Source organism: Enorma phocaeensis (assembly GCF_900186505.1).
Taxonomy (GTDB): domain Bacteria; phylum Actinomycetota; class Coriobacteriia; order Coriobacteriales; family Coriobacteriaceae; genus Enorma; species Enorma phocaeensis.
In genome coordinates, this window is sequence record NZ_LT891970.1 from 682,896 (window position 1) to 708,064 (window position 25,169).

Here is a 25,169-nt window from a genome sequence, read left to right on the forward strand (position 1 = left end):
TAAGTGGTTTTACTGCAGAACGTTTCCTCCTATAATCGCTTGCAACGAACCTGTTGTATCGGCAGAACGCTACTTTTGGAGGTCTGCATGTATAAACGCACCAAGATTGTCTGCACGATGGGTCCGGCCTGTGACAACGACGATGTGCTGCGCGAGATGATGAAGGCGGGCATGAACGTTGCCCGCTTCAACTTCAGCCATGGTTCCTATGAGGAGCACCATGAGCGCATCGAGCGCGTCCGCCGCATCGCCGACGAGCTCGATATGACCATCGGTATCCTGCTCGACACCAAGGGTCCCGAGGTCCGCACCGGCCTGCTTAAGGATCATCAGAAGATTTCCGTCAAGACCGGCGACAAGATCGTGGTGACCGCTCAGCCCACCAGCGAGGACTGGCTCGGCGATAGCTCCCACATCAGCCTCGACTACATCAACCTGCCCGCCGAGGTCGAGCCCGGCTCGCGCATCCTCATCGACGACGGCATCGTCGAGCTCGTCGTCGAGAGCGTCGACGGCCAAGACATGCACTGCGTGGTCAAGAACAACGGCGAGATCGGCGAGCGCAAGGGCGTGAACCTCCCCAACGTCGAGATCGGCCTGCCCGCCATCACCGAGCGGGACCGCGAGGACATCCTCTTCGGTCTCTCCGAGGGTATCGACTACATCGCCGCCTCCTTCATTCGCAGCGGCGACGCCGTCCGCGAGATCCGCGAGCTCTGCGATGCCAACAACGGCGAGCACGTGGGCATCTTCTCCAAGATCGAGAGCGCTCAGGGCGTCAAGAACTTCGATGAGATTCTCAAGGCTTCGACCGGCATCATGATCGCCCGCGGCGACCTGGGCATCGAGATCCCACCCGAGCTGGTGCCGCACCTGCAGAAGGAGATGATCAAGAAGTGCAACGCTGCGTACAAGCCGGTCATCACCGCTACGCAGATGCTCGACTCCATGATCCGCAACCCGCGCCCCACGCGCGCCGAGGTCGCCGACGTCGCGAACGCCATCTACGACGGCACTGACGCCGTGATGCTCTCCGGCGAGACCGCTGCTGGTAGCTATCCTGTCGAGGCCGTGCGCATGCAGGCGCAGATCGCCCACGAGACCGAGCAGCACCTGGCGCCGCATGCCGAGCTCAAGGTGCCCGAGGGCAGCAAGGGCGTCCGCGTGGTCAACAACGTCGTGGGCCTCTCTGCGGTCAACATGGCCACCACCGTGGGCGCCAAGTGCATCATCGCCCCCACGACCACGGGCCGCACCGCACGCCTCATCTCGCACTTCCGCTCCAATACGCCGGTCATCGCGTTCTCGCGTCACCAGTGGGCCGTCCAGAAGATGATCATGTACTGGGGCGTCGAGCCGCACCTGGCTGCCATCACCCAAGGCAGCGTCGATGACACCGTGGCCAAGGCGATTGATTCCGCCAAGGAGCGCGGCTACGTCGATGCAGGCGATGTCACCGTCGTGACCGTCGGCGATCCCAAGACCTCCGTCAACTCCACGCTCGGCGATGGCAAGGTCAGCTCCACCAACGTGGTCTACGTGGCCGAGGTGCGCTAAGCCCGCACGCTCGAAACCGCATCGGTCTTTTCCCGGCGCAGCGCTTTTCCGTTGCGCCGGTTTTTTCTTGCGGCTCTGCCGCAACGCATAGTTGATTTCCTCAAGAACGCGCAGGGGCTCTCATTCGCGCGCACTCGAGGTAAGCACGTGGATCTTCGAGCATCTTGGCGGTGGCTGTTCGCCTATCAGCCGGGTAGGCTGCAGAGAGGCAAGTCGTGTACCTGCAGGTTCATAATGAACAACGCCTTCTATACTCGGTGATTCCCGGCGCGACCACCGCCAAGAGCGACGAATCGCCGAACTGAGGCATCTCTCGACTGCAAACGGGCTGGAACTTACCCGCCCAACCGCAGCGGCACGGAATCCTGCTCTTTATTCAGGCTCCTTCGGGGCAGCTTCCCGCCCGACCACCCGGATCAGCTTGCAGAAGAGAGGCCCCGACTCGTTGTTCAGCCCAAACGCTCCGTGAACAGCCGATCGGGTAGCGCGACTGACTCGGCGAAGACCTGCGCGAAAAACTCCTCCGTGAGTAGGCGGTACGTCGGATGTCTATCTCCGTGGTTCGTGCGCACGATCTCATGGGCCACGCCAATGGTGGAGCGTACTTCGGCCTCCTCGATCGGATACTGGGGAAATGCCGCGGCAGCGGCAACGAGACGGGGGGTCACCCGCGGCAGCGAGTCGATAGGGAGCGCCTTCCCAAACAAGTCGAAGTCGTCCTGCTTCTTGATGCGAAACTCCTCGCTCGGCTTGCCGCCTATTGCGTCAAGGAACTCGTTCACCCGGGTGTTCCAGAGGTTATCCGCAACGAGATGCAACCACGTGCCCAGCACGAGGTCGAAGACGGACTGCGCCACCGCCTCGGCGTCCACGTGTGTATCGGCTGCGCAGGCGACAGAAGGCGGTTCGGGCACCCCCTCGTAGCGCTGAGGGTAATGGACCCTGCTCACGCGCTCGGCTTCCGCTTTGAGGGACGCCGGCAGGATAAGATCCGAGGCGTCCGCGGCACCTGCTGACGCGTCGCCCGCTCGCGTGACGGCATCCCGGGCGATCCCCGCCCGCTTGGCTGCCGGAACCACGTAGGTCTCCCAGAATTCGCGCTCGCGTGGCTTGGGAATGTGCGCCGGAGCGGCGAGATGCGTGATGCGGTAGGCGATGGGCAGCTCGACCGCCGGCACCATGTAGCCCACGTAGATATCGGGCACGAAGCACCCGAAGAGGAACGCGTTGCGGTCGCGGACGGTGCGGGCAACAGATCCCTTCTGGGAGAAGACCCTCTCCGCCTGAGCGATATGAATGTTCCAACTGGGCATCAACGTCTCCACATCAGAACAGCACGTCCAAAAGAAGCCTAACAGACTCACGAGCAAGCTACCCGTGAGTCTGTTGTTTAGACCTGTTATATCACGTGCGCGTTGGGTGACAGCGCAGACGAGCCGCTAGGTGGCAGCGTTAGCTGCGCACCTCGCCGCCCGTAGCCTTGCACACCTTGGTCACGAGCTTGCCGTGGACCTTCTCGACCTCGTCCGAGGTGAGCGTATGGTCGTCGGCTCGATAGGTGAGCGAGAACGCCATCGATTTCTTACCGGCGCCCAAGCGCTCCTCGTCGCGATAGACGTCGAACAGGCGCACGTCGCGCAGGAGCTTGCCGCCGGCAGAGCTCAGACGCTGCACGAGGGTCTCGCAGGTTATGTCCTCATCCACCACGATGGCGAGGTCCATCTCGACCGCAGGGTAGGTCGAGTAGCTGCGATACGCCGCCTGGTCATGCGCCTCGCGAAGCACCGTGTCGAGGTTGAGCTCAAAAGCGGTCACCGGAGTCGAGATGTCGTAGGCGTCGCGCACCTCGGGGTGGATCTCGCCGACCCAGCCGAGCACCGTGCCGCCCGAGAGCACCTCGGCAGCACGGCCAGGCTGCAGGAACGCATATGCGTCGCCCTCGACGGGACGGAAGCGGACCTTCTCGACGCGCAGCTGGGCGAGGAGCTCCTCCACGATGCCCTTGCCGTCGAAGAAGCGGAGCGGCTCGTGGCGCTGCGCCCAGGTGTCGTCGCCCCAAGCGCCGGCGAGCACGCCGGCGAGCGACCTGCGCTCCTTGGGAAGGCTCGCGTTCTCACGGCCGTGGAAGAGCGTGCCGATCTCATAAAGGTGCACGTTAGCGGTGCCGTGCGCTTCGTTGTAGGCGACCGACTGCAGCAGGCCCGGCAACAGCGAGCGGCGCATCTCGGTCTGCTCGGCAACGAGCGGGTTCATGAGGACCACCGGTACACCGCGGCCCTCGGCGCTCATGCGCGTCTTCTCGAGATCGCCCGGCGCGGCGAAGGAGTAGGTCGTGGTCTCGTTGAGGCCGCAGGAGCGCAGGATGGAGCCCACGCGGCGCATCTGGCGCTGGTCGTGCGTGAGCCCGCCGATATGGTTGCGGGCAGCGGGGATCGTCGCCTCCACGCGATCCATGCCCCACAGGCGCAGAACCTCCTCGATGAGGTCAATCTCGCGCTCAAGGTCGGGGCGGAACGTGGGCGGCACCACATGGAACACCGGCTCGCCGTCCTCGGCGGCACACTCCACCGTGCAGCCCAGGCGCGTGAGGGCACGCTCGGTGAACGCAGGGTCGATCGCGGTGCCGCAGATGAGCTCCACACGCCCCTGGCGCAGCGTGATGCTGGGGCGCTCCTTGGGCTCAGGATACAGATCGACGTAGCCCGGGGCGACCTCGCCACCGGCGAGCTCCTCTATGAGCGCGCAGGTGAGATTCGCCACGTCGACGCAACCCGCCTCGTCCACCTGGCGCTCGAAGCGAATCGAGGCCTCGGAGATGAGCTGCAGGTCGCGGCTCGTATGGGAGGTTCGGCCCGAATCAAAGCAGGCGCTCTCCACCAGCACGTCGCGCGTGTCGTCCTCGATCTCGGAGTCCATGCCACCCATCACGCCGGCAAGTGCCACGGGGCGCTCGCCATCGGTGATGAGGCCCATGCCCGCATCGAGAACGCGCTCCTGGCCATCGAGGGTCTGGAACACCTCGCCCTCGCACGCGGCGCGCACCACCACGCGGCGATGCCCATCACGCTCGGCAAAGGTATCGAGGTCGAATGCGTGGAGCGGCTGGCCGGTGAGCATCATGACGTAGTTCGTGATGTCCACGATGTTGTTGATGGAGCGCACGCCGGCGGCCGCAAGGCGCTCGACCATCCAGTCGGGCGAGGGACCCACCTTCACGTTGCGCACGATGCGCGCGACGTAGCGGTCGCACAGGCCCGCATCGGCGATCTCGAGCGAGACCTCCTCGGCGGTAGGACGGCCAACCTCGCGCTTGATTGCAGGCAGCTCGATATGGGTGTCACGGTCGAAGATCGCGCCCACCTCGCGCGCGATGCCGATCATCGAGAGGCAGTCCGGGCGGTTGGGCGTGATCTCGCAGTCGAGCACCACGTCCGCGGTACCCAGGTAGTCAGCGAAGAGCACGCCCACCGGCGCGTCCTCGGGCAAGATCATGATGCCCGAATGGTCGCCCGAGAGCCCCAGCTCGCGCGCGGAGCAGTTCATACCCCACGACACGACGCCGCGCAGCTTGCTCTTCTTGATCTTGATGTCGCCCGGCAGCTCAGCTCCGACGAGCGCGGTCACGATGTGGTCGCCCGCGTTGAAGTTCTGGGCGCCGCAGACGATCTGCAGCGGCTCGGGCTCGCCGTCCTCGCTGAGGTTGAAGCGGCCCACGTCGACCTTCGTGACCCACATGTGATCGGAATCCGGATGGGGCACCTTCTCGAGCACCTGGGCGGTCACGATGTTGTCGAACGATTGGCCCACCGTATCGATCGCTTCGACCTCAGTGCCGGTGCGGATGAATTCACGGCTGAGCTCGTCGGGCGTCTCGCAGACGTCGATGAGGTCCTTCAGCCAGCTATAGGAAACGCGCATGTCTCTCCCCCTTTAGAACTGAGCCAAGAAGCGCATGTCGCCCGTCATGAGCGTGCGCAGATCGGGCAGGTCGTAGCGAAGCGCCGCCACGCGCTCGACGCCGATGCCAAAGGCGAAGCCCGTGTAGCGCTCGGGGTCGACGCCGCAGTTGATGAGGACGTTGGGGTCGATCATGCCGCAGCCCAAGATCTCGATCCAACCGCTGTGCTTGCAGAAGCTGCAGCCCTTGCCCCCGCACACGTTGCACGACACGTCGAGCTCGCAGCTCGGCTCCGTGAAGGGGAAGAAGTGCGGACGGTAGCGCGTCTTGCGGTCGGCACCGAACATGCACTTGGCAAAGTAATCGAGCGTGCCCTTGAGGTCGCCGAACGTGATGCCCTCGTCTACCACAAGGCCCTCGACCTGGTTGAACTGGGGCAGGTGGCAGGCATCTGCCGTGTCGGGACGGTAGACGGTGCCCGGCACGATGGCGTAGATGGGCGGCTTCTGGTGCTCCATGATGTGAATCTGCGCGCCGGAGGTCTGCGTGCGCAGGAGCACATCGGACTCGCCGTGCGCGTGCTCCTCGGGATGCGGCACGGAGCCGGGCGCGTTGTCGACCACGTAGAACGTGTCGCGCGCGGAACGGCTCGGGTGATCCATGGGGGCATTCAGCGCGGTGAAGTTGTACCAGCTCGTCTCAACCTCGGGACCCGACTCCACGGTGTAGCCGATGGCGCAGAAGACGTCCTCGATCTCCTCTTTGATCTGGTTGATGAGGTGCTGGTGGCCGATGGTGGGGCGCACGCCCGGAAGGGTCACGTCCACGGCCTCGGCGGCCATGCGGCCCGCCATCTCGTGCCGCTTGACATCCTCGGTGCGCTCGCGCAAGAGCTCCTCGGCCATGCGACGCAGCTCGTTGGCGCGCTTGCCGAGCACCGGTCGCTCCTCGGGGGCGACCTTGCCCATCATGTGCATGAGCGCTGTGATCTCGCCTTTCTTGCCGAGCAACGCAACCCGGGCACTCTCAAGCTTCTCAGCGGTCTCGGCTTGGCCGATGAGCTCGCGCGCCTTGCGCTCAAGCGCGTCCAATTCGTCGATCAACGCCATGTGTCCATCCTCTCTAACAAAAAACCGTCCTTGGGCATGCTCTGCCCAAGGACGGATTCGATCCGCGGTACCACCTTGCTTGGCTGCGGGCTGTCCACCCCGCATGCCCCCTTTGGCCCGATGTCGCCCGGGCGGGCGGCTTCCCTACTGGCATCGGCACCAGCGCTTATTCGCGAGCGCGGTGCGCGACCGTTCAGGTCGCTGCTCGGGAGTGAACTCAGCTCCTCGTCGCAGCGGGCGGGCTCTCAGCCGGTGACCCACCCTCTCTTCGCCACGACATCCGAGGTTCCAACCTCTCCGTCAACGCGTTGGTCGAAATGATAGCACACGCTGTGGCGAGGTGCGACCGGCGAGAGCCTCATTCTGCCAGCCTATTCACCGTGCACTTGGCGCCGCAGCGGAGCACCATGCACTCTGCGGCTCACGATCTGCGGCCACACCTGCGGCTTCCAAACTGCGGGCGGGATTTAGCAAGAAAGGGGCTTAGTTTTTCACAGCAAGTGCAACGAGGCCGATCGGTAGACCTCGTACGGCGTCAGATACCCCAGGCGCTTGCGAGGCCTGCGGTTCAGCTCATCGTACACCCTCTCGACCTCCTCGTCGCTCACGGCGTCCAGGTCGCAGCCCTTTGGGAAGTACTGCCTCAGCAGCCCGTTGGTGTTCTCGTTGGTCCCGCGGTCCCACGGGTGGTGCGGCGGGCAGAAGTAGCACTCGGCCCCGACGGCCTCGGTGAACAGGGCGTGCTCGGCGAACTCCTTGCCCCGGTCCAGGGTGACGGTCTCCACGGCGTGGCCGCGCATCGACTCGACCATCGCCCCCCTCACGTCGCCCTTCCTCTTCGAGGGCGACTTGCGGCCGGCCAGGTAGCCGCTCATGCGGTCGACCATGGTGACGAGGCACGCGCCGCCGGCGCGCCCGGCGACCGTGTCGCCCTCCCAGTCGCCGACCCGCGAGCGGGCGCCCGCCTCGGCGGGCCGCTCGGAGAGCTCGTGCGACACCTTGATCTTCCCGCGCAGCTCGGAGCCGTCCCGGCGCTTCCGCCGCCTGCCGCCGCGCCTCAGCCTCGCCGACGCCCTTCGGCCGCCCACGCAGCGGTCGAGCGCGCCGGAGCCGATCGCGCGGTAGATCGTCGTGTCGCTGACGGCGAGGTCGGGGCGCTCGAGGCGGATGCGCCCCTCCAGCTGCTCGGGCGACCAGCGCCCCTCGAGCACGTGCTCCCTGACGAGCTCGAGCCTCTCGGGGTCGTCGAGCAGCCGCGGCCTGCGGCACGCCTCCCTGCGCGCCTCGTAGCGCCGCTGGGCGGTCGAGGCCCGGTACCAGGGGCGCGCGGTCGACGCGGCGCAGGAGTTGCGCGCGAGCTCCCTGGACACGGTGGACTTGTCCCTGTGGATCTCGCGGGCGATCTCGGAGACGCCCTTCCCCTGCCTGCGCAGGCACATGACGTCCTCGCGCTCCTCGATGGTAAGATGGCTGTACCGGCCCATGGCTGCCTCCTGATGATGTTGTCGTCGCAAGCACCATCGTATCAGGGCGCCATGGGCCGTCCCCATCGGGCGTTGTTGCACTTGGAATGAAAAACTAAGGGCTTTTTCGGAGCCTCCTCTTGCTAAAACCCGCCCGTCGATTGTGCGAGTACGAATTTCACGGGCGCGAACTTCGCGAGCATGGCTGTAGCGGGCACGATCTTCGCAAACAGGAACCACATGAGCAGGGCTCGTCGCGACCATGGCCTTGGAAGCGGCTACCGCGCGCGAATCGCGATACCCGGCAGCAAGTTCCGAGGCAACGACGAGCCCCGCTCGCAGCTTGCTACTCCGCAGACGCCGCTTGGCGCAGGCGGTAGCCGTGCACCAGGTCGCTCACCGCGCTCCATGGGAGCTGGCGATCGACCCAGAACATGAGCTGCACCAGGTAGCGCTCGAGGCCGCGCGCCAGGTCGCAGAAGACATCCGCGTCATCTGCCCCGGCAAAGCATGCAGCGCAGCGCGTAAGGATCGCCTCGGTGTCGGTCATCTTGCCCGTAGTCTCAAACTGGCCGGCGTACCAGATGCAAAGCCGCTCCATGGTCCGGGCGAGCGTCGCGACATCGCCCGCTTCCTCGCCGCGCGCGGCACACGCCGCTTGGTCACGCAGGACGCTCGCCACATCGGAGAGGTTCATGCAGTAGCCGATCGTATACTCCCACACGGAGAACTCGCGCCCCGTGTCGAGCTTGCGCGCTCGCAGGCGCACAATGTCCTCGGGCTCGTTCGCGATCATGCGGTCTGCGCACGCACGCAGCTCGCGCGCCAACTCGATAGCGGACAGACCGTCGAGCGATTCGATTGCCGCCATGGCTACTCCCCCTCTTCCTCTACCTCGACGATCTCGTTCCAGATGGGAATCGCCGGCACATCCCAAACCGCCCGACAGGCGCGGGCGAACCGCTCGCGGTCCGCCTCGCAGATGCGCGCGAACATATTGCAGGTACCGTAGGGCTCGCACTCGTCGAAGAAGATGCAGATGCACGACCATGCCCCGTACCACACGATAGAACCCGCCGGCTCCTCGAACTTGGGATTCTCCATGAGGTCGAGGTCCGCGATCTCGCCGGGCACGGGATAGGTGACCTCGGCATCGCAGACGCGTGCGGAGAACACGCGCGACTCGAACGGGCACGCCGCAACAAAGGCCTCGCAGGTCTGCGGCGCTTCCTGCCAGAGCAGGTCGGCGAGGTACGTCTCGCCTCCAAGGGTGATTTTGAGCTTTTGGGTCATGGTGCCTCCTCGATCCGTCGCTCACTAGGCTCGCTGGCGAATACGAGGCGAACGGCGCGCGGGGTCGCCGAGCCCAAACTTCACGCCGGTTATATACCGGCGCCCCAGCCCGCGCACTCCGTTCGATGCCCCCCATGCTAGCACGCATGCGGTTGCGCAGCCTGCGACACCAGCGCGATTCGCCCCGCAGACGGCAGGAGCGGCAGCTGCGCCTACTCGGCCAGGCTGACCTCGAAGGTATTCTCGTAATCCATCCCCACGGCAATCGTCGCGGTCCGCTCATCAAGGTTGTAGACGACCGACCACTGCGTGGCGCTCTCCTCACCGCGGCTGTTGATGTGCGGCTCCTGTGCCACTGCGCAGAGCAGATCCATCGCAGCGTCCTCGCTGAGCACGCCATCCGCCGCGGTGAGTCCATCGGCCAAGATGGCGTAACGGTCCTGACCGCTACCGAAGTCGTAGTCGCCGGGCGTGAGCAGGAAGTTCGTCGCCGCCATATACGTGCGTCCCTCGACAGCGGCGCCAGCCGTGGTCTCGTCACCGGGCTCGAGCACCGACATCTCGTTGCCGATGTACTCGACCACCACGGTCTCGCCGCTCGCATCGGCGATCTGGAAGTGATAGCAGCTGTTGGCGCTCGAGTGCATGTCGTACTGCTCGAGAAGCGCCACCGCCTCATCGACCGTCGCGCACTTATCCAGCATGAGACGGATGGCCGTCGTGGTGGTGATGTCCACGCGGTCGGTCTGCTGATCGGTGGGGTCGGTATCGATGAGCAGAACGCCCACGGCAAGACCCGCCTCGTTCACGCCGTCGAGCGGCGCGTAGGGTGCAGCAAGCGCCGTGATGCTCGAGGTGGGCGAATCGGGGAGCTTGTCCTCGCCGTAGCCGAGGAAGCCCAGGTTGACCATGGAGATGGACGCGTAGCCGTCCTCGGGGTCGGTGCGCACGAGCATGCTCGGCGAGTAAGACAGGTCGAAGTTGCGACCGAAGATCGCATCGCCCTCGGACGTGGTGGCGTTGAACGTGGAGCATGCCAGATCGGGCAGGTCGATGGTAATCGGCAGGCCCTTCATGAGATGCTGGATCACGAACTCGATGAGCTCGGCATCGTTTGAGGCGCCACCCTGGGCGATGAACTCATCGATACCGTAATCGCCGCTGTACTCCATCGTGTACATCGGATAGTCGTTGACCTTCTGTATTGACGCGACCGTCGCGATCTCGTTCCTGAACATGAACGCGACTGCCCCAACGGCAACGATGACCAGCGCTACGAGTGCGATGAGCACGCGAACGACGATGCGCTTCGCGCGGCCGGGCCTCTGCACGCGTGCGCTTCCCTCAACCTTGGACGTCTCTTCCACAGACTCCCCTTTCACAAGCACGATAACGGCGCCCCATGCTAGCAAAAGATAGGTCGTAGTTGACGTTGTCTATTAAATCGTCAAGATCATCGCGGGCTTCATCACGGCGACCATCGCCGGCATGCAGCCACCCTGCCCGTCAAATTGCGTGCAACTGTCCTGCCGCCCTATACCGTGAGAACCATCATGATGATGATGCAGGCGAACCCGACGATGTCGGTGCCGGTAAAGACGGTGCCGAGGACGATCGCGCTCGTAACGGCGGCGGAGACCGGCTCGACCGTGCCGATGAGGCTCGCCCGCATGGAGCCGATGTCCTTGACGCCCTGCATGTAGAGCGAGTAGGCCAGGCAGGACCCAACGAGCGCGAGTACCAAGAACGCTCCCCATCCGATTCCATCAAACGGCGCCATATGCGCCCAGGGCTGGATGAACAAGCTCGACACGATGCCGCAGATCAGCATGCCCGATCCCGTAACGACAGCGGCGCCGTACTTGGGCAGGATCCGGACCGGGACGATAGACATCGCCGCCGCGCCGAGCGCCGATATCAAACCGATGAACAATCCGAACGGCGGAATCGAAAGGTTCGAGGGATCGCCGCCGGTCGCCAGCAGATACGTTCCCACCAATGCGAGAGCCACGCCCATGAGCTCGCGCGTGCGCGGCGCGCGATGTGTGGTGACGCAAGCGTACACCATGATGATCACGAGCTGGAGACACTGCAGAACCGTTGCCGTTCCGGCATTGGTGATGCGGATCGACATAAGGTAGCCGAACTGGTTGAGCAGCACGCCCGAGGCGGAGAACCCTAGGAGCACGAGGAGGTCGCGCTTGTTGGTAAGGAGCTGCCACAGACGAGAGCGATCCTTGGCGCGCGCGAGTATCACGACGAGGAACATCGCGCCCGCGGTGATCTGGCGCATGCACATGAGCCACATGGTGTCCACCGCGTAGTTCTCGAACAGAAAGTCGGCGCAGGTGCCGGAAAAGCCCCAGAACAGGCCGCCGAAGAACGTAGCAAGCACACCGGCGAGCATCCGGCGGCCGCTCTCGGCGTTTGCGCGCTCGCGCAGCCGGCGGCGCTTCTTGCGAGAGGCGGCATCGGTTCCGTACGGTCTGGACGATGCAGGCGAGAGAACCCGAGCCGCGGCTTTCTCAAGCGCGGGAATCGCCGCAGCCGGCTGGATGGACGCATAGCGCACGGCGGCATCATGCGTGTCGGCGAGCAGACGATCCGCCGTGGAGCGGGCCGACGTGCGGGCCTCGCGCTTCGATGCAGCCTGTACCTCGTCACGCATATCCTGTTCGCCCATGACACCGCCTTCCCTCTGGTTCACCATCTCACCATAACTCAAGATTCCGCAGGATAGCGCAAGTGTTTTGCAAATCCCGGGCGCGCTTTAGCCAGCCGGAGCGCGCCCTTCGGTAATGCCATGTCGCACGGGCGGGCGGGGCACGCTGCTTCACACAGGCTACACACTGCCGCCGAAGCATCGAGCCATTCGGCCCTGGGGCCGCTCTGGAACGAGCGCCCTTGCCGCGTGCGCCCCCGTGCGGAATCTGGCGCATGGGTATACTCGTGGATGTTCATCATCCCATCCGCGCACCGTAGGCGCGCCGATGGCCAAACTAAGGAGTACGCATATGCCCACCCCCTCGACCGAGCATGCGGATCCGCGCGCGACGGCGCACGCCCTGCTCGAACCCGGAAGCACCGTCTGCGGCTTTACCGTCGAGAGCCGCGAAACCATCGCCGAGCTCGACGCCGATGCCTACGTCCTTCGCCATGCGACCAGCGGAGCGCGCTTGCTCTACCTCGCTTGCGACGATGAGAACAAGGCATTCGCCATCGCGTTCAAGACCCCGCCCGCAAACGATACGGGCGTGTTCCACATCCTCGAGCACTCGGTTCTCTGCGGCTCGGCCAAGTTCCCGGTGAAGGAACCCTTCGTCGACCTCATCAAGAGCTCCATGCAAACGTTCTTGAATGCCATGACCTACCCCGACAAGACCATCTACCCGGTGGCATCGACCAACGAGCAGGATCTCTTGAACCTCATGGACGTCTACATGGACGCGGTGCTCAATCCCGCGATCTACACGAAGCCGTCCATCTTCCAGCAGGAAGGCTGGCACTACGAGCTTGACGTGCCGGACAACGCCACTCCGCGCGAGGGGACGCTGTGCTACAACGGCGTCGTGTTCAACGAGATGAAAGGCGCGCTTTCCGACCCCATGAGCGTGCTCGACGACGCGATGTGCGCCGCGCTCTTCCCGGGTACGGCCTACGCCTGCGAGTCGGGCGGCGACCCGCGCCACATCCCCGAGCTCACATACGAGGAGTTCATCGACACGCATGCGCGCCACTACAACCTGCCGAACAGCTACATCACGCTCTATGGCGATTTCGCCGACATCCGTCGCGAGCTCGCGTTTCTGGACGAGCGCTACCTCTCGCAAGAGAACGCCGCCAGCGCCTGCATCGCGCGCCGCCGCGCCGGAGGCGCATCCCCCGAGGAACTCGGCCCCAATGAGCTCGGAGACCCTGCGCCCGTCGTGTGCGCGCACAAGACCGTGCGCATGGACACCACGCCGGAAAACGCCCTCGTGGGCATCGCCTACGTGCTAGGCGACGCGCTCGACGCGGCGCGCACCGTCGCAGCAGACGTCCTCTTCGAGTCCATCCTCGGCTCCAACGAAGCCCCGCTCAAAAAGGCCATCCTCGCCGCGGACCTCGGCGGCAACGTGGTGAGCTACACCGCGCCCACCTACGCTAAGCCCTACGAGATCATCATTCTGCAGAACGCCAAGCCCGGCGTCGCCGACCAGCTGCAGCAGCTCGTGCTCGACGAATGTGCGCGCCTGGTGCGCGAGGGCATTCCACGCGAGCGCCTTGAGGCCGTGATCTCGGGCAACGAGTACGCCCTGCGCCAGCGCGACTACGGCACCGCCGACGGCGTGGCGCTCGCCTGCGACGCCCTGAACACCTGGCTCTACAGCGACGACGCCCCCACCGACGCGCTCAAGTACGCCGACACCTACACCAAGCTGCGCGAAGCACTCGAAGGCGACTTCTTCGAGCAGTTGCTTGCCGAGCTCGTGCTGGAAAGCGACCACCATGCCCTCGTGGAGCTCGTGCCCACCGGCGATACCCCAGCCCGGGAAGCAAGCGATGAAGCCGCGCGCCTTGCTGCCATCAAGGACGCCATGTCCGACGAGGATCTCCAGCAGGTGCTCGACACCGTCGCCGAGCTGCGCGCCCAGCAGGAAGCCGAGGACGCGCCCGAGGACCGTGCCAAATTACCGCGCCTGCATGTCGCCGACATCGGACCGGCGCGTCCCGAGCCCGCGCTCGTCGTGGACACCACCGCGCCCATCCCCTGCCTCAGGCACGACATCCCCACGCGCCGGCTCGCCTATGCGCTCACCTATTTCGACCTGAGCCACGTGAGCTACGCCGAGCTACCCTATGTGAAGGTGCTCTGCCGCCTCATGCAGCAACTCGCCACCGATCGGAGGAGCGCCGCGGAACTCGACAGCTACATTGGCTCGAACCTCGGCTTCCTCTCCTTCAATACCGAGATTTTCCAGCAGCCCAACGCCAAGCTCGCCCGCCCCATGCTCACCGTATCCGCCGGCGCCCTCTCCGAGAAGATCGACATGCTCGCATCCATCCCGCGTGAGGTGTGGGCGGAGACCGTCTTTGAGGACACCGACCGCATCCGCGACGTGCTCACGCAGATGCGCATCGGCATGGAGCAGGCGTTTATCACCGCCGGGCACCAGGCTGCAGTGGGCCGAGCGCTCTCCTACGTCTCACCAGCAGCGGTCGTAGCCGAGCAGCTGGGCGGCGTGGACTTCTACCGATTCCTGCGTGACACGCTCGACCACTTCGACGAGCAGGCGGAGGGGCTCTGCGACAAGCTGCGCGAGCTGCAGACCCGCATCTTCACCTCGACCGGCACCATGGCGAGCTTCACCGGCTCGGAGAAGGATTACGAGCGCTACTGGTCCGCCGCCGGCAACCTGGGCCTCGAGCCGCGCACCGCTCCCGCCAAGGAGCTCTACGTCCCCATGCCCGAGCCCAAGCACGAGGCCTTCGTCATTCCGAGCGACGTGTGCTATGTGGCGCGCGCGTCCGACCCGCGCGTGCTCGGCATCGCAACCGATGGCACCTGGAGCGTCGCTGCGGGCGCGTTGACCTACGGCTACCTGTGGAACGAGATCCGCACGAAGGGCGGCGCCTACGGCTGCTGGTTCCGTTCCGCCATCGACCGGCAGGTCTCGTTCTCGACCTACCGCGACCCGGCGATCGACCCGACGCTCAAGCGCATCGCGCAAGCGGGCTCGTGGCTCAAGCACCTCAAGGTGGACCACGCGACCCTCGAGGGCTACATCGTGAGCACGGTCTCCGGACTCGATGCCCCGCTCAAACCCTATGCGCTCACCAAGCGCCGCAACGCCGCCTACTTTGGCAAGCGGCCCGCGCACTTCCGCGAGCAGGCACGCGAGGAGATGCTCGCCTGTACCGATAAGCGCCTGCGCGCACTCGGCGACGACGTGACCCGTATCGCCGCTGAGGCGCCCGCGTGCGTCTTCGGCGGGCGCGACATCATCGATGCCAGCGCCGAGAACTGGAACGTCGTGGACCTGCTGGGATAGCCCCTCGGTTTCCGAACGATAGGCCGCCCGGGTCGCGCGATTCGCTGCCCGAGCGGCCTTTTCCTTTGGCGCGACGTCTTCCCACCCGCCCGCTATGGGATGGAACATCGGACACAAGCTGGTACACCTCAAACCCCAGCGCCCAAACCTTCACGCTTGACTCCGCTGAAGACCTGGCTGGCCTCTCTGAGCTCACCAACCAGGAGAATCCGATTACGTTCACCGGCAAGACGATTGTGCTCGACACGGATGTCGACCTGTCCGGATTCGGCTGGAAGGCGATTTCCCAAGACGGCAGGAACTCCACATCGAGCTCGTTCAGCGGCACATTCGACGGACAGGGGCACGTTGTCCACAACCTGAATAACGTTCCCAGCACCGAATACCGCTACGGCCTATTTGGCACCGTGCACAACGCGACCATCCGCAACCTCGGACTTGAGGCGGCGATGATCATCGAAGCCGATAGCAACACGCGGCTTGAAATCGGAGCGCTCGTGAGTTGGTCGAGTTCCTCGGTCATCGAGAACTGCTGGGCGACCGGCTCGCTGTACACTCCGGGCGGATTCATCGTGGGCGGTCTGATCGGCCAGTGCACGGAAAGCTCACAGGTGATCGGTTGCTCGTCCTCAGTCGAGCTCACGGTCGATGGGATGGCCGGCCCTTGCGTTGGAGGCCTTGTCGGACAGTGGGAAAACGCGCAGGATGACTCGCTCATCGCCGACTGCTATTTCGATGGATCGCTCGAAATCGCTTCGGGAACCTCATCCAACGGAGGCATCCTCGGCGGTTGCTTCGATGACAAAGGGCCGACGGTGCGGAACTGCGTCGTGCTGACAACCGTCATCACACAGCCTACCTTCGCGTCATTTCTCGGCGTCTTCCCAGAGAATACCGTCATCGAGCATTGCCTCTGGCCCACCGGTGCCTATATTCAGGAAGGCGGAGACGCCGCCAAAGGGCCCTACCGCTTCCCATACGGAGTCTTCCTGCCCGACTATGGACAGGTTAGCTTCAGCCCCGATCCAGCAACCTTCCCAACCGAAGACGCCCCCGACGACGCATACGGCACGATCGGACGCAATGTAGCCGACTTCTCGAACCTCGCTCTCGTGGACGAGCTGAACCAGCACGCGTCTCAGAACGTGAGCTGGGCGATGGGCGTGAGCGGGCACCCGGTGCTTGCCACGCAGACGCATCTCATTTCGGCAGACTACACCGCCGTCGACACAGCGCTGGCAGACATTCCATCCGACCTCGCAGTCTACACCGCAGAGAGCGTGGCAAAGCTAACCGAAGCCCAAGGAGCAATCGATCGCACGCTTACCGCCGACAGGCAGGCAGAGGTTGATGCCATGGCCGATGCCATCAGCACCGCCATCGCCGCTCTTGAGCGGCTCGCGGACTACAGCGCTGTCGATGCCGCCGTCGCACAGGCGGAAGCGCTTGATCGCTCGCGCTATACCGATGCATCGCTCGCCGTGCTCGATCAAGCTATCGCCGCCATCGAAACCGGCCTCGGCATAAGCCGCCAGGACGAGGTCGATGCGATGGCTTCCGCAATCGAGAAAGCGCTCGCAGCACTTGAGCAGAAGCCAGCAAGCGCACCGGAATCCGTCCAGGAGGCAAAACCCGCCACAGGAACCATTCCCGCTACCGGCGATGCGGCGCTGCTCGCCTCCCTCGGCTGCATCGGCGCAGGCATCTCCACCACCACTCTCGGCGTGCTCATCCGCAAACGCAGATAGCTCCTGCCGTACCCCATAGCCGTACACGCAAATTCTAGGCCGCCCCATCGTGACAGCGTTGGGGCGGCCGCTTTGTGCGTCAGCGCTACATACAGCAAGAAGGAGTACGCGACAGCCGCTTAAGTCAATCGCGATGCACGCGAACAGCGCCCGGTCGAACGCGAACCGGAGCGAATGGCTGGAGGCAGCCGCTACACCAGCCCAGCGCGACGGCGAGCAAGACGGCCCGCGAGGCGGATGTCGTACGGCGTGGTCTGGTAGACGTAGTAGTTCAGCCAATTGGTGTAGAGCAACTGGGCCTGGCTGCACCAGGTGTTCAGCGGCTCGCGCGAGGGATCGTCGTCGGGGAAGTAATTCACCGGGATATCCGGGTTGATACCGCGGTCCAGATCTCGTTCGTACTCGAGCTTGAGCGTGTCTGCGTCGTACTCGGGATGCCCGAAGACGAAGAACTGCCGGCTATCGACGCTCTTCACGATATAGAGACCTGCCTCGTCAGACACGGCGAGCACCTCGAGATCGCAGCATGCCTCGACATCCTCGCGCCTGACCTCGGTGTAGCGCGAGTGCACGGCGTTGAAGCGGTCATCGAAGCCGCGCACGAGCGGAGACGACCGCTTGACGAGGTAGTGCCCATAGACGCCCGAGAGCTTCGCGGGCAGCTCGCGCTTCTGTATGCCGTAATGATGGTACAGCCCCGCCTGGGCGCCCCAGCAGATATGCAGCGTGGAGTGCACGTTCTCAACCGACCAGTCCATGATGCGCTGGAGCTCCGGCCAGTAGTCGACATCCTCGAAATCAAGCTGCTCGACGGGAGCCCCCGTGATGATGAGACCGTCGAAATGCTCGTGCTCGACCTCCTCGAACGTACGATAGAAGGTCTCGAGATGGGCCTCCGAAACGTTCTTGGCGTCGTGAGTTGCCGTGCGCAGGAGCTCGACCTCGATCTGGAGCGGCGTATTCGAGAGCTTGCGCATGATCTGCGTCTCGGTCGCGATCTTGGTGGGCATGAGGTTCAAGATGAGCACGTGCAGCGGACGGATGTCCTGGTGCAGGGCTCGGAACTCCGTCATGACGAAGATGTTCTCGCTGTCGAGCGCGGCGGTGGCGGGCAAAGCGTTGGGGATGCGGATGGGCATAGGGGCTCCTTTTTCGTGCGCTGGCCATGCGAGAGGAGCGATGTCCGGGCATGAGGCCGTACCCAGCCCGCTGCATAGCCCCGCACGCATGCCGTTTTATCTTTTCACGCCGGCAGGCGCACGTCAAATGAACTATCCGCGCTCATCTTCGAACGCGATGACCGCCGCCAGGAACGCCTCACCGAACTCGTCCGCCTTGCGCTCGCCGATACCCGAGACCCCGAGCAGCTCCTCGCGTGTATGCGGGCGCAGGCGGCATATGCCGCGAAGCGTCTTGTCGTTGCACACGATGTACGGCGGGACCTCGCGCTCCGCCGCAAGCTCACGCCTGAGTTCGCGCAAGCGCTCGAAGAGCTCGACGTCGTCGCCCACGCGATCTCGCCCGGATCCAACTGCTTCTTCCCGCAGCAGATCGACCGCCCGCCGCGCGCGAAGGCCAGACGCGCGCCTGGCAGCGCGGCTCTTGATGGTGAAGGTGAACGCATCACCTGCGGCGATAGCTCTCCCAGCGCGATCGCCCAAGGCGATGACTGGGAATTGGCCTTGGGAAACCTCTAGGTAACCGCTGCCGCACAGCTGATCGACCACGTCTTTTATGCACGCGAGAGGCACGTCCGCCAACAATGCATAGGCCTCGTCTTCAGTAAGGCGAAGCGAGCGGAGCTTCTCGTTGTTCGCACCATGCAGCACCTCGGCGATGACCGTCTTGCCGAAGCGCCCCGAATGCGCGGAGACGAAGCTCATCACGGCCCGCGCCGTCTTGCTCACATCCTCGACGGCAAACGAGGTAAGACAGTTCGAGCAGTTCCTGCACCCGTGGACGGTGCGCTGCTCGGGTGCACCCACCGCCGCTCGGCGCACGCCTTCCTGCCCGCTGGGCGCATCCGCAGGGGTATCCGCATGAACGCCGAGCGCACCCGCATCGCCAAAATACCGCAGGATATATGACCGCAGGCAACCCGTTGTCCGACAGTAGCCCTCCATCTGCCCAAGCAACCGGTACCGGTTTCGGCGCGCCTGGTCACGCTGGTCCTGGTCGAGGCCAGCGTCCGCCTCGTCGCCACGATCGATAAGAAAGCGCCGCAAGCGAAAGTCATTGCCGTTCCACAGCAGGTAGCAGCTCGCCGGGTCGCCGTCGCGCCCGGCACGGCCCGCCTCCTGGTAATATGCCTCGATGCTCTCCGGCACGTTGTGGTGAATCACATAGCGCACATTGGGCTTGTCGATCCCCATGCCAAACGCGTTGGTCGCAACGATCAGCGGCGCACGATCCCCAATGAAGGCCTCCTGGTTGGCATGGCGATCATCGACCGACATGCCCGCATGATAGCGCGCGACCGCCACGCGCGCCGGCGCGAGACCGCGGGCCAGCTCATCGGCGAGCTCCTCCACCGCACGACGCGTAGAGCAATAAATGATCCCACTCTCGCCCGCGTGCTCGAGAGCATAATCGCGAATCCAACGCGCCTTTGCCTTATCACCCATCTCTTCGACGCCAAAGTAGAGGTTAACGCGGTCGAACCCCGTAACCACGCGCTCGGGTTCGTTGAGGCCGAGCATGTCCTCGATATCCGTGCGAACGCGTTCGGTCGCCGTCGCCGTGAACGCAGCGACCACCGGGCGCTTGCCGAGCGAGCGCACGAAGCGTTCGATCTGGAGGTACGCAGGACGGAAATCCTGGCCCCATTGCGAGATGCAATGCGCCTCATCGACCGCGACCAACGGGACGCCGATGCCTCCCGGCCGGCTCGCTGCCTGCGCGAACGCGAGGAAGCGCGGATCCTCGAGGCGCTCCGGGGCAACGTACATGATCTGGTACCAGCCCTCGGAAGCTCGTTTGAGCACCGTGTTCTGTTGTGCGGGCGTGAGGGTTGAGTTGAGGTACGCTGGACGCGCGCCGGCCGCCTTGAGCGAGAACACCTGGTCGGCCATGAGCGAGACGAGCGGGCTCACCACAAGCGTTATACCTGGAAACATGAGCGCGGGCACCTGGTAGCAGATGGACTTTCCCGCTCCGGTGGGCATGACCGCAAGGGCGTCGCTGCCATGCAAGATGGCGCGGATCACCCGCTCCTGTCCAGGCCGGAAGGTGTCAAAACCAAAGTATCGCCCGAGCACTTCGCGCGCTGCATCCATGGTGTACGCAGCATCTTGGGCATCGAAAGCTCCCATCGTCACGAGTCCTCCCTTCCGGCGTGCCCGGCCTCCCCATGATTCCGCCCTATCTGCTTGCTCCTTAATCTGCGGGCAGAAAATAGCAAGAGAAGCCCTTTCAGAAAGCCTTCTCTTGCTAAATCGCGCCCGCAGATTCCAGCCGACGGCCAAATGACCGGATCGCGCCCGCAGATTCCAGCCGGGCACCCGGGTGGACGCCCGCGGCGACCGGCCCGCGCCCGCGGCCCGGCAACGTTTCGCCACAAGGGCCGATTCTCAGGGCCGATTCGCGGAAGATGCATGGAGTCTTCATGGTAGCCGATGCGCTCCACAGACCATGCTAGAATCGGCGCGACCTGCGATATGGAACCCATCAAACCTGGAACGGAACACGCGAAGGCGCTTGGCAATGGAGACGCCGCGGCGGCTGCAGCGCCTCGTGCTTCAAGGCGCTGCAGCCGCAGGAGCCATGCGCGGTAGCTCGCCGTGCGCGTCTATGACGGTCCGAACCAGCAAACAGACGAGGAGGCACCGTGAACACTGCTACCGACATCATCGGCGACCTTGGCCATGAGCTCGCACGGCTCACCGTCATTCGGCGCATCATCACAGCGGGCGCGGTGACCATCTCGGCGCTTCTTCAGGCCTTCCTCATCCAGGCGTTCATCAACCCAGCGAACCTCTTGCCCAGCGGCTTCACCGGTGTGGCCGTGCTCATCGACCGCATCACCGCGATCTGGGGCGTGCACATCTCGACCGACCTTGGCATGCTTGCGCTCAACATCCCGCTTGCGCTCATCTGCCTGCGCAGCATCTCCAAGCGCTTCGTCGCCTTCTCCATGCTGCAGGTAGCGCTCTCTGCAGCGTTTCTGCGCTTCCTCGATTTCCAACCCATCCTGGACGACCAGATCATGCTCGTGGTGTTCGGCGGGTTCATCTCTGGTCTCTCCATCGCCATCGCGCTGAAGGCGGGCGCATCGACGGGCGGCACGGACTTCATCTCGCTGCTCGTGGCCAACCGCACGGGCAAGACCATCTGGGGCTTCATCTTCGCGGGCAACTGCGCCCTGCTGGTGATCTTTGGATGGCTGTTCGGCTGGGAGCACGCGGCGTATTCGATCGTGTTCCAGTTCATCGCGACCAAGACCATCGACAGCTTCTACCACCGCTACGACCGTGTGACGCTGCAGATCACCACACGCCACGCCGACGAGGTCATGGATGCCTACATAGACAGTTTCCAGCACGGCATCAGCTGCGCCGAGGTGATTGGCGGCTACAGCCGCGAGCGCATGTATCTGCTGCACACCGTTGTATCGACCTATGAGAGCGAGGACATCATCCGCCTCGTGCGCGAGGTCGATCCCGGCGCCGTGATCAATGTCTTCCGCACGGACAACTTCGTGGGCGGTTGGTGGAGCGGGCACGTGGACGAGCCGCTCCCCACCGCCGTGCCCGATCCTGCAAAGCAGCCCGCGCGCGAGGCGGCACGCAGGCGCCGCAGCGCCCTTATGCAGGACGACGGGCGCTAAGCGCCCGGGCAGCCTCTGGATGTCCCCATTCCACGACGAGCAGAGAGCGGTTCTTTAGCAGCCCCTCAGCAACTCTTCCAGCATGCGTGCAAGACCGTTCTCGTCATTGGTCCAAGGGCACACGCGCGCTGCGGCGCGCTTGACCTCGTCGGGCGCATTGCCCATAGCGTAGCTGCGCGGGACGGCGTCAAGCATCGCGATATCGTTTCGTCCATCCCCGAAGGCCACCGCATCGGCAGGGACAAGGCCGAAATGCTCGCAGACCACCTGGACGCCCTCGGCCTTGGAAGCCGCCCCGTTCATGATCTCGCACAAAATGGGGCTTGAGCGGACGACCTCAAGCTGCGGGAACTCATCGGCGACGCGCAGCTCCGCCGCCTCTATCTGCTCGGGCTCGCCCATGAGGAGGAACTTGTGGACGCCTTGCTCGTCAAACGCTTCGGTGAGCGGTGCGCGCATGGCCTTGAGCGTGGTGATGCGCTCCTCGTTCTTGATGCGCGGGTCGCTGTCGTCATCACACACCCAGATATGGAAACCGTACTCCGAGCAGCAGATTTCCGGTAGGTCAGTGTCAAGGAACGCCTTCAGCTCCAGGGCGTCCGCCAGATCTATGGGACGGCTCAGCAACTCGCGCCCATCCTCATCGAGCACGTAGGCGCCGCTATAGCACACGAGCGGCCCAGTGAATCCCATCTCACGCTGAATAGTCGTCAGGCCCTCGGGCATGCGCGCGGACACGAGCACGAACGGAATCCCCGCCTCGACAACGCGCTGGACCACGGGACAAGCCTCGGGTATCACGCGATGCTCGGCATCGAGCAACGTTCCATCGACATCTGTGAACACGATGCCCACCGGCGGCTCGTCTTCAGAAACCTTCTCGGTAGCGAATATGGAGCGATCCATGGCTATGGCCTCCTCGGTCCGGACTTATATCATTCAAGTGCGGGGTGCCAGGTCCGCCCGACACCCCGCACGCTTCTGTTTTGGTAGATATCCCGTCTGCAGCCTACGAGCGCGCAGCGCCATCCGCAGCGTCAGCTTCCTTGCCGGCGGCAGATCGCCGCTCGAGATCCTCGAGGTCAACCCCCGCTGCCGCGAGCATCGCCTTGATGTTTCGGCGCGCCCTCGTGGTCCCCAGCTTGAGGAGCACGGCGCAGGGCGCGCCCACGACAAGGCAGATCACGGACCCCACGATGCCGGCGGTGCTCCCCGCCTGCGATGCCCAGATCCCTACGATGAACCCGATGGCAACCAGCGAGTACGCCAGGCGCAGCCATACGCCGAGGCGCTGGACGGCATCCGTTTGGAGCTTGGCTTCCTTGATGATGTCGCCGCGCGTCCACCGCGAGGTGTCGAGTCGTTCAAGAGGTTTTGGCATCTCGGGAATCCTTTCCGTTCGAATGGGAGGCCCGCTGGGAAGTCGCAGACTTCCACACCGCGCCGGGCGCCCCATCATCAGCGGACCTGCGATGGGGTACCCGGTCCTTGCGGTTTACGCCGTGGGCGCGGCGATGGTCGCAGCGCCGAAGAAGCCAACAGCGGCACCGATGAACGCGATGACCAGAAGGATCAGCATCGTGACGATGGGGCTGACCTTCTTCTTGGCCATGAGCCACCAGCAGAAGATGGTGAAGATGAGGGGCAGGAGCTTGGGATAGATGCCGTCGAGCGTGCCCTGCAGGGTGCCGCCGCCGGGAAGCGTCAACGCGGTCGAGATGGAAACCCAGGTCGCCGCAACGGCGCCGATCACCATGGTGCCCACGCTCACGATAGCGTCGCGCAGCGCGGTTGCGTTGGGGCCGACGAGTGCCTCGACCGCCGCACCGCCCAGGTCGTACCCGCGGAAGTAGGCGAAGCGCATGCCGAAGTAGGCTAGCAGGTTCCAGACCACGATGTAGAAGATCGGGCCGAGGACCGATCCGCCCTCGGAGAGACCGAGCGCGATGCCGAGCAGGATCGGGATCAGAGTGCCGACGATCAGCGAGTCGCCGATACCGGCAAGCGGGCCCATCAGGCCTGCGCGGATGCCGTTGATGGTCTCGTCGTCGATTGCCTCGCCGTTGGCGCGCGCCTCTTCGAGACCGACCGTGACACCGACGATCATCGCGCCGATCTGGGGCTCGGTGTTGAAGAACGCCGAATAGGTGGTGAGCGCCTTCGTTTGTTCTTCCTTCTTGTCGTAGAGATCCTCAACGATCGGAAGCATGGAAACCAGGTAGCCGAAGGTCTGCATGTGCTCCTGCGAGAAGCAGGTGAGGTTGCCGTAGTACCAGTTATGGAACGATTTGCTCAAGGCCTTCTTGGAGACCTTCTTGCCGCCCTTGGCGGCGACGGTGTTCTCAGCCATGATTAGATATCCTCCTCATCGTCGTCATCGTATTCAGTGGAAATCGCGCCTCCAGCGCTCACGTGCGCCAGCTTGCCCTTGATCGTCGACAGCTCGAAGTTGATGAGCGCGAAGAAGCAGGCGATAGCGGAGCAGGCGATGAGGTTGCAGCCCATGACCGCAGCGAGCGTGAAGCCGAAGAAGAACGTCAGGAAATCGGTGGGCTTGGAGATGACCTGCTTGAGCAGGATGGCGATACCGACGCACGGGAGCAACGAACCAACGGCGAAGAGCGTCTTCATGGGTAGGCCGTCCATGGGAAGGCCGCCCATAATCACATCGACCATATCCTGGCCGAAGTACACGATCACGAAGGTCGGGATGAAGGAGCAGATGATGTGCGAGATCCAAGGCAGCACCATATCAACGAGGTAGAGCTTGTGGGTGTCGCCGTTCTCGAGCGCCTTCCAGCCGATGCTCTGCCACACGAGGTTGATGGTGGCGGTGCCGTAGAAGAGAATGGCGCCCAGGGTGCCGCAGGTAGCGCCAAGGGTCGTTGCCAGCGCGGCGGCATCTGCGCTGTTGGGGTCGAGCCCCTGCGCGCTCACCGCCATCATGGCCAGGGGAATACCGATGTAGCAGGCTGCGCGGACGTCGGCGGAGACCGTTCCACCAGGGGTCACGAGCGCGATGTAGACAACCTGGATCGCGGCGCCCACGATGATGCCGAGCGCCACATCTCCCAAGATGATGCCGACGATGAGGCCGGCGACCAAGGGACGACCGAGCGTGTAGTTGCCGACGGACGTGCCTCCGAGGCCCGGCATCGACGCCAAGCAGGCGAACAGGCCGAGCAGAGCCGCTTGAAATACGTTGACTGTCATTACATACCACCTTTCTTTCGAACCGCATCCC

The 25,169-nt window shown here is 64.2% G+C and carries 18 protein-coding genes; 4 read left to right on the forward strand and 14 right to left on the reverse strand.

Translation table 11 applies throughout. The annotated features are described in order from the left end of the window. Window positions 1-87 precede the first annotated feature (87 nt). Window positions 88-1,557, forward strand: a complete 1,470-nt coding sequence (gene pyk / locus C1717_RS09205) for a pyruvate kinase (protein ID WP_102372878.1) — start codon at window positions 88-90, stop codon at window positions 1,555-1,557. Between the two features lie 449 nt (window positions 1,558-2,006). Here pyk and C1717_RS09210 read toward each other — a convergent pair whose 3' ends face one another. The 8 genes from C1717_RS09210 to C1717_RS09245 form a co-directional block, all read right to left on the reverse strand. Further along, on the reverse strand, window positions 2,007-2,870 hold the full coding sequence (locus tag C1717_RS09210) for a hypothetical protein (RefSeq protein WP_102372879.1): 864 nt from the start codon (window positions 2,868-2,870) through the stop codon (window positions 2,007-2,009). A 139-nt stretch (window positions 2,871-3,009) separates the two neighbouring features. Beyond that, window positions 3,010-5,475, reverse strand: coding sequence for a phenylalanine--tRNA ligase subunit beta (gene pheT / locus C1717_RS09215; RefSeq protein WP_102372880.1), 2,466 nt, complete (start codon window positions 5,473-5,475; stop codon window positions 3,010-3,012). A gap of 12 nt (window positions 5,476-5,487) precedes the next feature. Further along, a complete protein-coding gene (gene pheS / locus C1717_RS09220; protein WP_102372881.1) occupies window positions 5,488-6,564 on the reverse strand; it encodes a phenylalanine--tRNA ligase subunit alpha in 1,077 nt (358 codons plus the stop codon). Between the two features lie 491 nt (window positions 6,565-7,055). Continuing rightward, a complete protein-coding gene (locus tag C1717_RS09225) occupies window positions 7,056-8,048 on the reverse strand; it encodes an IS30 family transposase (RefSeq protein ID WP_102371457.1) in 993 nt (330 codons plus the stop codon). 325 nt (window positions 8,049-8,373) lie between these two features. Continuing rightward, window positions 8,374-8,898, reverse strand: coding sequence for a hypothetical protein (locus C1717_RS09230; protein ID WP_102372882.1), 525 nt, complete (start codon window positions 8,896-8,898; stop codon window positions 8,374-8,376). Between the two features lie 2 nt (window positions 8,899-8,900). Next, a complete protein-coding gene (locus tag C1717_RS09235) occupies window positions 8,901-9,320 on the reverse strand; it encodes a DUF3830 family protein (RefSeq protein WP_102372883.1) in 420 nt (139 codons plus the stop codon). A 212-nt stretch (window positions 9,321-9,532) separates the two neighbouring features. Further along, window positions 9,533-10,687, reverse strand: a complete 1,155-nt coding sequence (locus tag C1717_RS09240; RefSeq protein WP_102372884.1) for a linear amide C-N hydrolase — start codon at window positions 10,685-10,687, stop codon at window positions 9,533-9,535. Between the two features lie 167 nt (window positions 10,688-10,854). After that, window positions 10,855-12,003: a DMT family transporter gene (locus tag C1717_RS09245; protein WP_245859614.1), complete on the reverse strand. Its 1,149-nt coding sequence runs from the start codon at window positions 12,001-12,003 to the stop codon at window positions 10,855-10,857. 331 nt (window positions 12,004-12,334) lie between these two features. On the opposite strand from C1717_RS09245, the gene C1717_RS09250 reads away from it, so the two are divergent. Together C1717_RS09250 and C1717_RS09255 are read left to right on the forward strand one after the other, a co-directional pair. Then, a complete protein-coding gene (locus C1717_RS09250) occupies window positions 12,335-15,352 on the forward strand; it encodes an insulinase family protein (protein ID WP_102372885.1) in 3,018 nt (1,005 codons plus the stop codon). Window positions 15,353-15,417: 65 nt separating this feature from the next. After that, window positions 15,418-17,100 carry a M26 family metallopeptidase gene (locus tag C1717_RS09255; protein ID WP_102372886.1) on the forward strand — a complete coding sequence of 561 codons (1,683 nt, stop codon included), beginning with the start codon at window positions 15,418-15,420 and terminating at the stop codon, window positions 17,098-17,100. Between the two features lie 191 nt (window positions 17,101-17,291). Here C1717_RS09255 and metA read toward each other — a convergent pair whose 3' ends face one another. Together metA and C1717_RS09265 are read right to left on the reverse strand one after the other, a co-directional pair. Then, complete coding sequence (metA, locus tag C1717_RS09260; protein ID WP_102372887.1) at window positions 17,292-18,239, reverse strand: homoserine O-acetyltransferase MetA; 948 nt, start codon at window positions 18,237-18,239, stop codon at window positions 17,292-17,294. A 132-nt stretch (window positions 18,240-18,371) separates the two neighbouring features. After that, complete coding sequence (locus C1717_RS09265; protein WP_102372888.1) at window positions 18,372-20,411, reverse strand: RecQ family ATP-dependent DNA helicase; 2,040 nt, start codon at window positions 20,409-20,411, stop codon at window positions 18,372-18,374. A 515-nt stretch (window positions 20,412-20,926) separates the two neighbouring features. Between C1717_RS09265 and C1717_RS09270 the strand changes: the two genes are divergently transcribed. Then, window positions 20,927-21,925 (forward strand): YitT family protein, encoded by a 999-nt coding sequence (locus tag C1717_RS09270; RefSeq protein ID WP_102372889.1) that lies wholly within the window; start codon window positions 20,927-20,929, stop codon window positions 21,923-21,925. A gap of 54 nt (window positions 21,926-21,979) precedes the next feature. Here C1717_RS09270 and C1717_RS09275 read toward each other — a convergent pair whose 3' ends face one another. The 4 genes from C1717_RS09275 to C1717_RS09290 form a co-directional block, all read right to left on the reverse strand. Then, window positions 21,980-22,831 carry a Cof-type HAD-IIB family hydrolase gene (locus tag C1717_RS09275; protein ID WP_102372890.1) on the reverse strand — a complete coding sequence of 284 codons (852 nt, stop codon included), beginning with the start codon at window positions 22,829-22,831 and terminating at the stop codon, window positions 21,980-21,982. A 103-nt stretch (window positions 22,832-22,934) separates the two neighbouring features. Next, a complete protein-coding gene (locus C1717_RS09280; RefSeq protein ID WP_102372891.1) occupies window positions 22,935-23,306 on the reverse strand; it encodes a hypothetical protein in 372 nt (123 codons plus the stop codon). Between the two features lie 114 nt (window positions 23,307-23,420). Continuing rightward, the gene (locus tag C1717_RS09285; protein ID WP_102372892.1) at window positions 23,421-24,275 is read right to left on the reverse strand and encodes a PTS system mannose/fructose/sorbose family transporter subunit IID; all 855 of its coding nucleotides are present in this window, start codon (window positions 24,273-24,275) and stop codon (window positions 23,421-23,423) included. Window positions 24,276-24,277: 2 nt separating this feature from the next. Beyond that, window positions 24,278-25,138, reverse strand: coding sequence for a PTS mannose/fructose/sorbose/N-acetylgalactosamine transporter subunit IIC (locus C1717_RS09290; protein ID WP_102372893.1), 861 nt, complete (start codon window positions 25,136-25,138; stop codon window positions 24,278-24,280). Window positions 25,139-25,169 lie beyond the last annotated feature (31 nt).